Below are 324 nucleotides of genomic sequence, written 5' to 3'. Positions count from 1 at the left end.
GTTTTGATACCAAGGTATTTTTAAAAATCTATTTGTATGGCTATTTAAACGGTATTCGTTCCTCGAGACGATTAGAAAAAGAGTGTCTTCGCAATATTGAATTGCAATGGCTTTTAGAAGCCATTTGCCCAAATTATCATACTATAGCTGACTTTAGAAAAGACAACACCAAAGCACTGAAACAGCTCTTCAAACTGTTTGTCAGTTTTTTAAAAGACGCCGAATTAATTGCAGGCGAAACCATCGCTATTGACGGCACAAAATCCAGAGCACACAACAGCAAGAAAGCAAATTACAACCAAAAGAAAATAGATAAACACCTGG

The 324-nt window shown here is 36.1% G+C and carries 1 protein-coding gene; it reads left to right on the top strand.

Annotated elements, in window-relative coordinates:
- A partial coding sequence (locus G6042_RS00520; RefSeq protein ID WP_169522340.1) for a transposase occupies nt 1–324 on the top strand: 324 nt, incomplete at both ends.

Source organism: Flavobacterium solisilvae, from assembly GCF_012911605.1.
Lineage (GTDB): Bacteria > Bacteroidota > Bacteroidia > Flavobacteriales > Flavobacteriaceae > Flavobacterium > Flavobacterium solisilvae.
Note: the sequence above shows the minus strand (reverse complement) of the source record. Positions and strands in the feature narration are given on the sequence as shown.